This window comes from Variovorax sp. P1_H12_2, from assembly GCF_056405335.1.
The window spans coordinates 1-12,741 of sequence record NZ_JBFUCI010000005.1 but is presented as its reverse complement, the minus strand read 5'-3'; the positions used below and the strand labels follow the sequence as shown (position 1 = coordinate 12,741).

11 protein-coding genes are annotated in these 12,741 nt (G+C 68.7%); 8 read left to right on the top strand and 3 right to left on the bottom strand.

The annotated features are described in order from the left end of the window. Positions 1 to 25 precede the first annotated feature (25 nt). The 5 genes from AC1D2K_RS01370 (at position 26) to queC (ending at position 4,206) form a co-directional block, all read left to right on the top strand. On the top strand, positions 26 to 2,305 hold the full coding sequence (locus AC1D2K_RS01370) for a cyanophycin metabolism-associated ABC transporter (RefSeq protein ID WP_478085704.1): 2,280 nt from the start codon (positions 26 to 28) through the stop codon (positions 2,303 to 2,305). Beyond that, positions 2,302 to 2,766, top strand: a complete 465-nt coding sequence (locus AC1D2K_RS01365) for a cyanophycin metabolism-associated DUF1854 family protein (protein ID WP_478085703.1) — start codon at positions 2,302 to 2,304, stop codon at positions 2,764 to 2,766. Before AC1D2K_RS01370 ends, AC1D2K_RS01365 begins: the two co-directional genes overlap by 4 nt. Before the next feature lie 72 nt (positions 2,767 to 2,838). After that, positions 2,839 to 3,066: a hypothetical protein gene (locus tag AC1D2K_RS01360; RefSeq protein ID WP_478085702.1), complete on the top strand. Its 228-nt coding sequence runs from the start codon at positions 2,839 to 2,841 to the stop codon at positions 3,064 to 3,066. Continuing rightward, on the top strand, positions 3,063 to 3,500 hold the full coding sequence (locus AC1D2K_RS01355; RefSeq protein WP_478085701.1) for a TA system VapC family ribonuclease toxin: 438 nt from the start codon (positions 3,063 to 3,065) through the stop codon (positions 3,498 to 3,500). The genes AC1D2K_RS01360 and AC1D2K_RS01355 overlap by 4 nt, the downstream gene beginning before the upstream one ends. A gap of 4 nt (positions 3,501 to 3,504) precedes the next feature. After that, positions 3,505 to 4,206 carry a 7-cyano-7-deazaguanine synthase QueC gene (queC, locus tag AC1D2K_RS01350; RefSeq protein WP_478085699.1) on the top strand — a complete coding sequence of 234 codons (702 nt, stop codon included), beginning with the start codon at positions 3,505 to 3,507 and terminating at the stop codon, positions 4,204 to 4,206. Here queC and AC1D2K_RS01345 read toward each other — a convergent pair. After that, positions 4,185 to 5,951: an ABC transporter ATP-binding protein/permease gene (locus AC1D2K_RS01345; RefSeq protein ID WP_478085698.1), complete on the bottom strand. Its 1,767-nt coding sequence runs from the start codon at positions 5,949 to 5,951 to the stop codon at positions 4,185 to 4,187. The genes queC and AC1D2K_RS01345 overlap by 22 nt on opposite strands. A 242-nt stretch (positions 5,952 to 6,193) precedes the next feature. Between AC1D2K_RS01345 and AC1D2K_RS01340 the strand changes: the two genes are divergently transcribed. The 3 genes from AC1D2K_RS01340 to AC1D2K_RS01330 are packed head-to-tail and all read left to right on the top strand — an operon-like array spanning position 6,194 to position 9,973. After that, on the top strand, positions 6,194 to 7,231 hold the full coding sequence (locus tag AC1D2K_RS01340) for a putative 2-aminoethylphosphonate ABC transporter substrate-binding protein (RefSeq protein WP_478085697.1): 1,038 nt from the start codon (positions 6,194 to 6,196) through the stop codon (positions 7,229 to 7,231). A gap of 10 nt (positions 7,232 to 7,241) precedes the next feature. Next, entirely contained in the window at positions 7,242 to 8,309 is a 1,068-nt protein-coding gene (locus AC1D2K_RS01335; protein ID WP_478085695.1) for an ABC transporter ATP-binding protein, read from the top strand. Then, a complete protein-coding gene (locus AC1D2K_RS01330; RefSeq protein WP_478085694.1) occupies positions 8,306 to 9,973 on the top strand; it encodes a putative 2-aminoethylphosphonate ABC transporter permease subunit in 1,668 nt (555 codons plus the stop codon). Before AC1D2K_RS01335 ends, AC1D2K_RS01330 begins: the two co-directional genes overlap by 4 nt. 62 nt (positions 9,974 to 10,035) lie before the next feature. On the opposite strand, the gene AC1D2K_RS01325 is transcribed toward AC1D2K_RS01330, so the two are convergent. Together AC1D2K_RS01325 and AC1D2K_RS01320 are read right to left on the bottom strand one after the other, a co-directional pair. Further along, on the bottom strand, positions 10,036 to 12,222 hold the full coding sequence (locus AC1D2K_RS01325; protein WP_478085692.1) for a phosphocholine-specific phospholipase C: 2,187 nt from the start codon (positions 12,220 to 12,222) through the stop codon (positions 10,036 to 10,038). Between the two features lie 23 nt (positions 12,223 to 12,245). Then, positions 12,246 to 12,476: a hypothetical protein gene (locus AC1D2K_RS01320; RefSeq protein WP_478085691.1), complete on the bottom strand. Its 231-nt coding sequence runs from the start codon at positions 12,474 to 12,476 to the stop codon at positions 12,246 to 12,248. Positions 12,477 to 12,741 lie beyond the last annotated feature (265 nt).

Genomic DNA, 12,741 nt, shown 5'->3' with positions numbered 1-12,741 from the left:
GGAGGGCCGGAAGTACAGAAACACAATGCAACATCAAGATCCATTCGGAGCCCCGGGGGGCGAAGCAGGGGAGGCCTCAGACGCTCTGAAAAGTCGGCTCTCAGTCGCGGAAAACGTTCTGGCGACCCTCCCGGTTGACCTCGATGAGGAACTTCGGTTTAAGTCCGGCCTGCTGGCGCTGACCGATCGCCGCCTGTTGGCCTGCAGCGCCGGGGGAATCTGGACCGAATGGCCGATTCCCTCGCCGGGGGGCCTGGAGCTCCAGTTTGGCGACCATGCCGGCGTCGGGACGCTCGATCTGCTGGACGACCGGGGCCGGCTGGCGCGCTGGCGCTACACCCTGGCCCAGCAGCCGGCAGCGCTGCGGCTGCAGAAACTGTTCGAGGCGAGGATTGAAGATGTCGCGCAGGCGACACCTTCGGGTGCCGACGCGGACGATGCGGCGCTCGGCGAACCGGAGCTCCAGGCCCCGCCCTCGACCTGGGTGCTGTTGCGCCTGGGCCGCTTCGCCAAGCCCTACCGCAAGCAGCTGATCACCGGGTTTCTACTGACCCTGGCATCGACCGCCGCGACCCTGGTGCCGCCCTACCTGACCATCCCGCTGATGGACGACATCCTGATCCCGTTCCAGAACGGGCAGCAGATCGYGGTCGCCAAGGTCGTGATGTTCCTCAGCGCGCTGCTGGCCGCGGCACTGGTCGGCTGGGCGCTGGGCTGGGCCCGCACCTACCTGCTGGCGCTGGTGTCGGAACGCATCGGCGCCGACCTGCGGACCACCACCTACGAACACTTGCTGACCTTGCCGCTCGATTACTTCGGCGGCAAGCGCACCGGCGACCTGATGGCGCGCATCGGCTCCGAGACCGACCGCATCAACGTCTTCCTGTCGCTGCACGCGCTCGACTTCCTGACCGACGTGCTGATGATCACGATGACCGCCGTGATCCTGTTCTCGATCAATCCGCTGCTGGCGGTGGTCACGCTGGTGCCGCTGCCGTTCATCGCCTGGATGATCCACGTGGTGCGCGACCGGCTGCGCACCGGCTTCGAGAAGATCGACCGGGTCTGGAGCGAGGTCACCAACGTGCTGGCGGACACCATTCCGGGCATCCGCGTGGTCAAGGCCTTCGCGCAGGAGCGGCGCGAGGCGAAGCGCTTCCACGCCGCCAACGTCTACAACCTGCAGGTCAACGACAAGCTCAACAAGACCTGGTCGCTGTTCACGCCCAGCGTCTCGCTGCTGACCGAGATCGGCCTGCTGGTGGTCTGGGGCTTCGGCATCTGGCAGGTGGCGCGCGGGCGCATCACGGTCGGCGTGCTGACCGCCTTCATCGCCTACATCGGGCGCTTCTACACCCGGCTCGATTCGATGAGCCGGATCGTCTCGGTGACGCAGAAGGCGGCCGCCGGCGCCAAGCGCATCTTCGACATCCTGGACCATGTGAGCAACGTGCCGGAGCCCGCGAACCCGGTGAAGGTGGAGCGCGTGCAGGGGCGCATCGAGATGGCCGACGTGGGCTTCCGCTACGGCAGCCGGGCGGTGATCCGCGACCTGGACCTGGTGATCGAGCCCGGCGAGATGATCGGCCTGGTGGGCCACAGCGGCTCGGGCAAGAGCACGCTGGTGAACCTGATCTGCCGCTTCTACGACGTCACCGACGGCGCCATCAAGGTCGACGGCACCGACATCCGCCGCTTCGCGGTGGCCGATTACCGGCGCCACGTCGGGCTGGTGCTGCAGGAGCCGTTCCTGTTCTTCGGCACCATCGCGCAGAACATCGCCTACGGCAAGCCCGACGCGACGCGCGAGGAGATCGTGGCCGCGGCCCGCGCAGCCCATGCGCACGACTTCATCCTGCGGCTCGCGCACGGCTACGACTCGCTGGTCGGCGAGCGCGGCCAGGGGCTCTCGGGCGGCGAGCGGCAGCGCATCAGCATCGCGCGTGCCTTGCTGATCGACCCGCGCATCCTGATCCTCGACGAGGCCACCTCCGCGGTCGACACCGAGACCGAGAAGGAGATCCAGAAGGCGCTCGACAACCTGGTGCAGGGACGCACCACGATCGCGATCGCGCACCGGCTCTCGACACTGCGCAAGGCCGATCGGCTGGTCGTGATGGACCGCGGCGAGATCGTCGAGGTCGGGCCGCACGACGCGCTGATGGAGAAGCAGGGCGCCTACTGGCGGCTCTACCAGGCCCAGCTTCGGCACGCCGACGACGAGAGCGCGGGGGCGGCGGCCGAGCGCGCCTCGGTGGCAATGGCGCTGGGCGGGCACGCGGCACATCCGGCGGGGGACGCATGAGCAACTTTCAACTCGAACGCGACGCCTTCGGCCGGCTGGTGCTGACGGACGACAGCGGCATGCGCCATGACGGCGTGCTGCCGGTGCGGGCCTTCCCGCTGACCGCGCCCGACGACGGCATCTCGCTGGTCGGTCTCGACGGCCGCGAGCTGGTCTGGATCGATCGCCTCGACCGGCTGCCCGAAGCCACGCGCGAGCTGCTCGGCCACGAGCTCGCGGCCCGGGACTTCGCGCCCACGCTGCTGAAGCTGCACAAGGTGTCGAGCTTCGGCGTGCCCAGCACCTGGACCGTCGACACCGACCGCGGCGAGACCCGCTTCGTGCTGAAGGCCGAGGAGGACATCCGCCGGCTCGAAGACGGTGCGCTGCTGATCGCCAGCGCGCACGGGGTGCAGTTCCGCATTCCCGACGTGAAGACGCTGGACCGCGGATCGCGCAAGTTGCTGGAGCGGTTCCTGTAGGGGCATCGACGCGTGGCTTTGGGGTGCATCAAATAGAATGAAGTGCATCAAATCCCTGAAAGTGCATCAGCCATGCGCACCACAGTCACGCTGGAAGACGACGCCTTCGAAATGGCCCAGGCCTATGCGCAGGCACGTGCCCTGAAGCTCGGACAAGCCATCTCCGAGCTGATCCGGCGCGGCGGCGGCGAACGCCTGCCGGTGCGCAAGAAGGCGGGCGTCTGGGTGTTCGACCTGTCGCCGGATGCCCCCCGTGTCACGAGCCGACAGGTCAAGGACCTGCTGGAAGACGCACCTTGAGCTGGCYGCTGGACGCCAATGCATTGATCGCATTGGGTTGGCCGGCGCACGAGCACCACGAGCGCATGATTCGCTGGTTCCAGCGCCATGCGCGCGACGGCTGGGCCACCACCGCGCTGACGCAGGCCGCTTTCGTGCGCGTGATCTCGCAGCCGGCGTTCTCGGGGCAGGCCATTTCAATCAGCGAGATCGCCGAAGTCATGCTGCGCAACACCGCGCATCCGAAGCATCGCTTCCTCGCGCTGGATTTCGGCATCGAGCAGGTGCTGGGCAGTTGCACCGGCGGCCTGCGCGGGCATCGGCAGATCACCGATGCCTGGCTCCTCACGCTGGCCATGCGCCATGGCGTGAGGCTGATCACCTTCGACGGCGGCATCTCGCAGCTGCTCGCCACCGCCGCCGAGCGGCAACGCCACATCAGGATTCCGGACTGACCCCATGCACACCACCGCCCTCGTCCTCTTCTCCGGTGGCCAGGACTCCACCACCTGCCTGGCCGATGCGCTTGCCAAGTACGAACGCGTGGAGACCATCGGCTTCGACTACGGCCAGCGCCATCGCGTCGAACTCGATGCGCGCCTCACGGTCCTGGCGCGCCTGCGCGAGCGCTTCCCCCAGTGGGCGCCGCGGCTCGGCGACGACCACATGCTCACGGTCGACGTGCTGGGCCAGGTCAGCGCCTCCTCGCTGACGCAGGACATCGCCTTCGAGATGCAGGCCAATGGCCTGCCCAATACCTTCGTGCCGGGGCGCAACCTGCTGTTCGTCACGCTGGCCGGCGCGCTCGCCTACCGGCGCGGCCTCGAGGTGATCGTCACCGGCGTCTGCGAGACGGATTTTTCGGGCTACCCCGATTGCCGCGACGACACCATGAAGGCGATGCAGATCGCGCTCTCGCTCGGCATGGACCGGCGTTTCGTGATCGAGACGCCGCTGATGTGGATCGACAAGGCGGCGACTTGGGGCCTGGCGCATCGGCTGGGCGGCAATGCCCTCGTCGAGCTGATCGTCGAAGACACCCACACCTGCTACCTCGGCGACCGCACGCAACGCCACGACTGGGGCTACGGCTGCGGCGCCTGCCCGGCCTGCGAGCTGCGCGCGCGGGGCTGGGAGCGCTACGTGGCTTCGACCTTGTAGCGCACGCCGCTGCCCTCGGGCTGCGGCACCAGCGTCCAGCGGCGCTGGTGGTGGTCGCCGACCGAGGCCCGGTGCGCGATCGACACCATCGCGCCGCCGGCGGCCTGCACCATGGCCGCCAATCGCTTGTAGAGCGTGGCCTCGCTGTCGGCGTCGAGCGCGCTGGTGGCCTCGTCCGCGAACAGCCAGGCGGGCTTGCGCAGCAGCACGCGCGCGATCGCCAGGCGTTGCTGCTCGCCGCCCGAGAGCTTCTGGCTCCAGGCATCGCGGTCGTCCAGCCGGCCCGCGAGATCGGGCAGCAGCGCATCGTTGAGCGCTTGCACCAGCTGCGCATCGCTGAACTCGCTCGCCGGCTGCGGATAGGCCAGCGCGTCGCGCAGCCGGCCGTCCGGCACGTAGGGCCGCTGCGGAATGAACATGGTGTTGTCGGGCATCGAGACCCGGCCCTTGGCGAAGGGCCAGATGCCGGCGAAGGCCCGGAACAGCGTCGACTTGCCGCTGCCCGAGGGGCCCTGCAGCATCACGGTGTCGCCCGGACGAACCGCCAGCGCGGCGCCGTCGATCAGGCGCGCGCCGTCGGGCAGCGTGACGCCGAAGCCATCTGCACGCAGGCCCTCGGCGTTGTCCGCGGGCGCGCGCTCGAGCGCGCTGGTCGCGCCCGCATTGGCCCGCATCGCGGCCTCGAATGAGCTCAGCCGGTCGGCCGTGGCGCGCCAGACGGCCACCCGGTCGTAGTTGTCGACGAACCAGCTCAGCGAGTCCTGCACCCGGCCGAAGGCCGAGTTGACCTGCATCAGCTGGCCGAGCTGGATCGCGCCGCTGAAGAAGCGCGGCGCCTGCACGATGAAGGCGAAGATCACCGAGGCCTGGCCGAACGACGCGGTGAAGGCGACCAGGTTCTTCTGCTTCCTGATCAGCTGCAGGTAGTTCTTCAGCACCGCGCCGAAGCGCAGCTGGAGCTGGACGTGCTCCACCTTCTCGCCGCGGTCCAGCGCGATCGCCTCGCTGTATTCGCGCACGCGCACCAGGTGATGCCGGAAGTCGGCCTCGTAGCGCTGCTGCTGGAAGTTCAGCCCGATCAGCGGCCGGCCTATGTAGTGCGTGATGACGGTGCCGGCCGCGCAGTAGGCCAGCGCGATCCAGACCATCGATCCGGGCACCGAGAAGGCGTGGCCGAACAGCGTGAAGTCCGCCACGCCGCTCAGGCCCCAGAGGATGCCGATGAAGCTCACCAGCGTGACCACTGCATTGAGCAGGCCCATCGACAGGGTCATCGTGTAGTCGGTGAAGATCTGCATGTCTTCCTGGATGCGCTGGTCGGGGTTGTCCGGCGTCTGGCCGTCCTGCTGGCCGTAGCGCGCCAGTTCGAGGCGGTAGAAGGTGCGGTCGGCCATCCAGCGTTGCAGGTAGCTGCGGGTCATCCAGGCGCGCCAGCGCAATTGCAGCAGCTGGGTCAGGTAGAACCTCAGGATCGCGATCGCGATGAAGCCGGCCGCGATCCAGCAGAAGAAGACGATCTCCTTCCAGAAGATCGCCTGGTCCTTGTTCTGCAGCGCGTCGTAGAAGCGCGCATACCACTGGTTGTTGAGCACCAGCATGTAGACCGCGCCGAGGTTGAGCGCCACGATGGCGGCCAGCAGCCCGCGCGCCATCCATTTCTCCTCGGACCTGAAGTAGGGCGAGGCCAGCGCGCCGATACGGCGCAGGGTGGAGAGCATGTGGGGCGAGCCGGTGGAAGTGGTCATGGCGTGGGAGTAGGTTCGCGCCTGGGTGCGGCGCGTTGCGTTCATCGTATCTCCGGCAGGCGCCGGATTCTTAAGCGGCGCTGAACGGCGTCATTTGCATGACAACGCACCAATTTGTCATCGACGCGCCACCGCGTTGACAAATGCCTGTCATATCCGCTGCCGATGATCCAGGGCTGCCGCGCACCGGCGCGCGCCTTTCTCTTTTTGCGTCTTTCCGTATCCCCCTGAGGAATCCATCCATGTTGCGTCGCACCTTCCAGAGCCTCCTGCCCGCCGTCCTGCTGACCCTCGGCGTCGGCGCCGCCGCGCAGGGCCGCACCGAGCTGCTGGTCTACACCGCGCTCGAGGCCGACCAGGTCCAGGCCTACAAGGCGGCCTTCGAGAAGGACAACCCTTCGATCGAGTTGAAGTTCGTGCGCGATTCGACCGGCATCGTCACCGCCAAGCTGCTGGCCGAGAAGGCCAATCCGCAGGCCGACGTGGTCTGGGGCCTGGCCGCCACCTCGCTGATGCTGCTCGACAAGGAGGGCATGCTGCAGCCCTACGCGCCCAAGGGCCTGGAAGCCATCAAGCCGACCATGCGCGACAGCGCCAATCCGCCCAAGTGGGTCGGCATGGATGTCTGGTCGTCGGCGATCTGCTTCAACACCGCCGAGGCGCAGAAGAAGAACCTGCCCAAGCCGACGAGCTGGGCCGACCTGACGAACCCGGTCTACAAGGGCCAGATCACGATGCCGAACCCGGCCGCCTCGGGCACCGGCTACCTCATGGTGTCGGGCTGGATCCAGATGATGGGCGAGCCCAAGGCGTGGCAGTTCATGGACGCGCTGCACCAGAACATCGGCATCTACAGCCAGTCCGGCAGCAAGCCCTGCCGCCAGGCCGGCGCCGGCGAGTTCGCGCTCGGCATGTCCTTCGAATACCGCGCCAACAAGACCAAGCGCGACGGCGCGCCGATCGACATCGTGCTGCCCAAGGAAGGCCTGGGCTGGGACATGGAGGCCACCGGCGTTATGAAGACGACCAAGAAGCCGGAGGCCGCCAAGGCCCTGGCCGACTGGGCCGTGACCAGGCAGGCCAACGAGCTCTATGCCAAGAACTTCGCGGTGCTGGCGCTGCCGGGCATCCAGGAGAAGCTGGAATTCGTGCCGGGCGACGTCGAGAAGCTGCTGGCCAAGAACGACTTCGACTGGGCCGCCGCCAACCGCGACCGCATCCTGACCGAATGGTCGAAGCGCTACGAATCGAAGTCGGAAAAGAAGGCACCGCCGCAGTAAGCCCTCCCGCATGACGTCTTATCTTTCCCTGCGCGGCATCGGCAAGTCCTTCGGCGCCAGCCGCGTGCTCGACGGCATCGACCTGGACGTCGAGCCCGGCGAATTCGTCTGCCTGCTCGGGCCCTCGGGCTGCGGCAAGACCACGCTGCTGCGCATCGTCTGCGGCATCGAGCGCGCCGACCGCGGCCAATTGTTGCTCAATGGCCAGGACATCGCCGGCCTGCCGCCGGCGGCGCGCGGCTTCGGCGTGGTGTTCCAGTCCTATGCGCTGTTTCCCAACCTCACGGCGGCGCAGAACATCGCCTACGGCCTGCATCCGACCGGCGCCCTGGCGCGCGAGATGGCCAGGCGCTCGCGCGAAATGCTCGATCTCGTCGGCCTGGCGGCCCATGCCGACAAGTACCCGGTGCAGCTGTCGGGCGGCCAGCAGCAGCGCGTGGCGCTGGCCCGCGCGCTGGCGCCCAATCCGCGGCTGCTGCTGCTCGACGAGCCCCTGTCCGCGCTCGATGCGCAGGTGCGCGCCAGCCTGCGCGGCGAGATCCGCGCGCTGCAGAAGCGCCTCGGCATCGTCACCATCATGGTCACGCACGACCAGGAGGAAGCGTTGTCGATGGCCGATCGCGTGGTGCTGATGCACGACGGCCGCATCGAGCAGGCCGGGTCGCCCGGCGAGCTCTACCACCGGCCGCGCACCCGCTTCGTCGCCAGCTTCGTCGGCCGCATGAACATGCTGCCCGCCACCGTGCTGGCGGGCGACCGCGTGCGGGTGCGCGACAGCGAGCTGCACTGCGCGCCCGGCGCACTGCAGGTGGGTGCGCAGGCCACCGTCGGCATTCGGCCCGAGCACGTGGTGGTCCGGCGCTTCGGCGACGGCCTGGGCGCCAACAGCTTCGCCGCCCGCCTGCTCGATACCGAGTTCCTCGGCAACCGCACTGCGGTGCGGCTGGCCTGCGAACCGCTCGGCATCGAGATCGAGGCCGAGCTGCCACCCGATCACCGGACGGGCGAGCCCCTGGTGCCCAGCAGCATGGTGCACATCGAGCTGCCGCAGCACGCGCTGTCGGTGCTGGCGCATTGAGCGCCGCTTTCGACCGCGAGCGCTGGCTGACCGGCGCCGGGCTGCTGCTCGCGCTCACGATCCTGGTCGTGATCGTCGCGCTGCCGGTGGCCGCACTGGTGGGGCAGAGCTTCTTCGACCGCGCCGGCGCCTTCGTCGGCCTGGCGAACTTCGCCCGTTACCTCGACAACCCCGCGCTGGTCCAGTCGGCCTTCAACAGCGTCTGGCTGGCGGCGCTCAGCGCCGTGCTGTGCACCGCCATCGCCTATGTCTACGCCTACGGGCTCACGCTCGCGTGCATGCGCGGCAAGGGCCTGCTGCGCGCGATCGCGCTGCTGCCGCTCTTGGCGCCTTCGCTGCTGCCGGCGATCAGCCTGATCTACCTGTTCGGCAACCAGGGCGTGTTCAAGGACTGGCTCGGCGGGGTCTCGATCTACGGCCCGCTGGGCATCGTGCTGGGTTCGGTCTTCTGGACCCTGCCGCATGCGCTGCTGATCCTCACCACCGCGATGGCGACCTCCGACGGCCGGCTCTACGAGGCCGCGCAGACGCTGGGCGCCTCGCGCTGGCGCATCTTCCGCACGGTGACGCTGCCGGCCTCGCGCTACGGGCTGATCGTGGCCGGCATGGTGGTCTTCGTGCTGGTCATCACCGACTTCGGCGTGCCCAAGGTGGTGGGCGGCCAGACCGGCGTGCTGGCCACCGACATCTACAAGCAGGTGGTCGGCCAGCAGAACTTCCAGATGGGCGCGGTGGTGGGCTTCGTGCTGCTGATCCCGGCGCTGCTGTCCTTCCTGGTGGAGCGGCGCGTGCGCCGGCGGCAGGCGGCGGTGCTGTCGGCGCGCGCCACGCCGCACCGCCCCGAGCCGGTGCCGGTGCGCGACCGCGCGCTGTTCGCCGCCTGCCTGCTGATTGCCGCGGCCATCCTCGGGATGATCGGCATGGCGGTGTTCGCCTCGCTCGCCACCTACTGGCCCTACCAGCTCGCGCCGTCTTTCAGGAACTACGACTTCGGCAACATGGACGGCGGCGGCTGGGCCAGCTACTTCAACTCGCTGCAGCTCGGGCTGGGCGCCGCGGCGGCCGGCGCCGTCGCGACCTTCCTCTCGGCCTACCTGGTCGAGAAGCCGCGCCGCTTCGGCCTGCTGCGCGAGGCGCTGAACCTGTTGGCGAACCTGCCGCTCGCGGTGCCGGGCCTGGTGCTGGGCGTGGGCTACATCTTCTTCTTCAATTCGCCTTCGAATCCGCTGCGCGGGCTCTATGGCGGCATGGCGATCCTGATCGTCTGCACGGTCGCGCATTTCTTCTCGGTCGCCCACCTGACGTCGCTCACCGCGCTGCGCCAGCTCGATCGCGAATACGAACTGGTGGCCGAATCGATGGGAGTGCCTTTCTGGCGCACGCTGTGGCGGGTGCACCTGCCGGTGGCGCTGCCCACGGTGCTGCAGGTCGGCGGCTACTTCTTCGTCAACGCGTTGACGACCGTCTCGGCGGTGGTGTTCCTGTACTCGCCGCAGACCACGCTGGCTGCGGTCGCGGTGCTCAACATGGACGATGCCGGCGACGTCGCGCCGGCAGCGGCGATGGCTTCCCTGATCATGCTCACGGCCGCGCTCGGCCGCGGCCTGTTCGCGCTGGCCGGGCGGGCCGCCTTGGCGCGGACCCAGGGCTGGCGCAGCCGCTAGGGCCTCGGCCGCGCCCCGCGCCCCGTGGACCGTTGCAGGTCCACGGGGCGTTTTTCATGGGATCACACGTCGCTGAGCCCCATCGCCGGGTCGCTCACGCCGTGCTTGCCGGTCTCTACCCGACCGGCGAAGCGGCGGTAGTAGCTGGCATCGGCGTCCCAGGTCACGGCGAAGTCGTACCACTGGCCGCTGGCCGCCAGGTCCCAGTGCTGCTCGACCGTGGCGCCGCCGGCGACGGCCGCATTCCACGGACCGTCGTCGCGGTAGGCCTTGGCGCGGATCGTGAACTTCGCGCTGCGCTTGCCGCTGTTCGCCATGCTCAGGTAGACATTGCCGTTGGCGATGTCGTAGCACACGCGCACCTCGGGGATGGCCGCGTCGCCGGCGCGCAGCCGGTTCAGGTCACCCTTGAACTCGCGGTGGAAGCCATTGGGGCCGAGCACCCACAGGTCATAGAGGCCGGCGTTGTCGGTGGTCGCGTTCCAGCTGTCGTCGAGCGTCTTGCCGGCCTCCACCATGTAGCGGCGCGGCAGGCGGTCGAGGTTGAGCTTGTCGTAGACATGGAACACGGCGGCGGCCTTGCCGGTGTTGGAGAACAGCAGTTGCACCGTGCCGTTGACCGCGTCGCTGCGCGCGCTCGTGTGCAACTCGTAGGGCAGGGCGCGCGAGGGTCGGGTACCGCTGGCCTGGCGCGGCAGCTGCGCATTGACCGGCGGCACGATCTGGGCCAGTGCCTGTTGCTGGGCCCGCAGCGCATCCGCATCGGTCTTGCTCTTGCGGCCCGCGAGCACCGGCAAGGCCTCGTTGTTGGGGTTGGCGAAATTGAAGGCGCTCGTCAGGTCGCCGCAGACCGCGCGCCGGAAGGCGCCGATGTTGGGCTCCTTCACGCCGAAGCGCTGCTCCAGGAAGCGCAGCACCGAGGTGTGGTCGAAGACCTGCGAGTTGACCCAGCCGCCGCGGCTCCAGGGCGACACCACGTACATCGGCACGCGCACGCCCGGACCGTAGACGCGGCCGTCCGGAGCCGGCTGCGAGGTGGTGCCGGGCGGGCTCGGGTGCGTGAAGCGTTCGATGGCGATGTCCGCGTCGGGCAGCGTGGTCTTGCCGGCCGCGCTGCCATCGGGGTTGAGCGAGGGCGCCGACGGCGAGGGCACGTGGTCGAAGTAGCCGTCGTTCTCGTCGAAGTTGATCAGCAGCACGGTCTTGCTCCAGACGTCGGGCACCGCGGTCAGCGCGTCGAGCGTCTGCTGGATGTACCAGGCTCCCTGCACCGGGCTCGAGGGTCCGGGGTGCTCGGAGTAGGTGGCCGGCGCGATGATCCACGAGACCTGCGGCAGCTTGCCGTTCACCACATCGAGGCGGAACTGCTCGAGGAAGCCACCGTCCGGCATCGTGTTGGCAATGCCCTTGTAGAGCGGATTGCCGGTGTCGTCGCTGGCCGGATCGTAGGCCGGCGAGGCGGCGGAGTTGCTGACCGGCTTGCCCGAATCCTCGTTCGCCTTGCGGTACTGCTTGAAGCCGGCGAGCGGGTTGTCGGTGTAGTTGTCCGGCATGAACTGGTAGACCATCCAGCTCACCTTGGCCTCCTGCAGGCGCTCGGGATAGGTCTTCCACTCGAAGCCCGTGGTCGACGGACCGATGTCGTCCAACTCGTTCACCACCGAGGCCACGTTGGCGCCGGTCGGTCCGTTGGTGCCGGTCCAGTGGAACAGTCGGTTGGAATTGGTGCCGGTGTGCATCGCGCAGTGGTAGGCGTCGCACAGCGTGAAGGCATTGGCCAGCGCGAACTGGAAGGGCAGCTCGGCCTCCTTGAAGTAGCCCATCGACGCGGTGTTCTTGTAGCGCGGCCACTGGTCCATGCGGCCGCCGTCCCAGGCATTCTGGCCGTCGTTCCAGGAGTGCGGCGTGCCGCTCACGCGCTGCGCGTTGCCCTTGCTGCCGTCGAGGTGGTAGGGAAGGATCGGCTTGCCGTTGGCGTCGCTCTGCTGCCAGACGTTCAGCCCCTTCGGCAGCGGGATCGGGAAGCGGTCGCCGAAGCCGCGGATGCCGGCGAGCGTGCCGAAGTAGTGGTCGAAGGAGCGGTTCTCCTGCATCAGGATCACCACGTGCTCGACGTCCTTCAGGGTGCCGGTCTTGTTGTTGGCGGGGATCGCCAGCGCGCGCCGGATGCTGGGCGGAAAGGCCGAGAGCGCGGCGGCGGCGGCGCCGGTGGTGGCGGTGTGGGTGAGGAACTTGCGGCGTGAGGTCATGGTTGATGTCGTGCTGGGAGAGTTCAGGGCGCGCAGCGCAGCTCGGGCTTGGTTGCGGTGTCGGGCGTGGTGGCGACGGGCGTCTCGCCGCTGCCCGTGGCGGGCGTAGTGCCGCCGCTCGGGAGGCCGGTGGAGATTCCGCCGCCGCTGCTGCCGCCGCCGCAGGCGGCGAGGCTGCAGGCGACGATCAAGGCGGCCGCGAGGGCCATGCGCGGGCGGCGCGCACGCTGTCGCGGAAGGGGAAAAGAGGGCATGAAAAGTCCTTGTGGCTCGGGTTGCGAAAAGCTCGGGGTCGAGCGGAATGGCGCCGGGTCGGACGAACGCGCAGGACGGCGTGGCCGACCCAAGGCGCGCCGTGAAGACAGGGCGCGCGTCGGCCGGGCAACTTTAGGAAGAGGGCGTTACACCCGAGTGAACCGGCGATGACGCCGGCATGGCGAAAGCGTGACGCGCGCTCGGCGCGCGCGGCTCAGGCCGAGGGGCGCTCAGCGCGGATTGCTGATGCCGCTGGCGACGTGC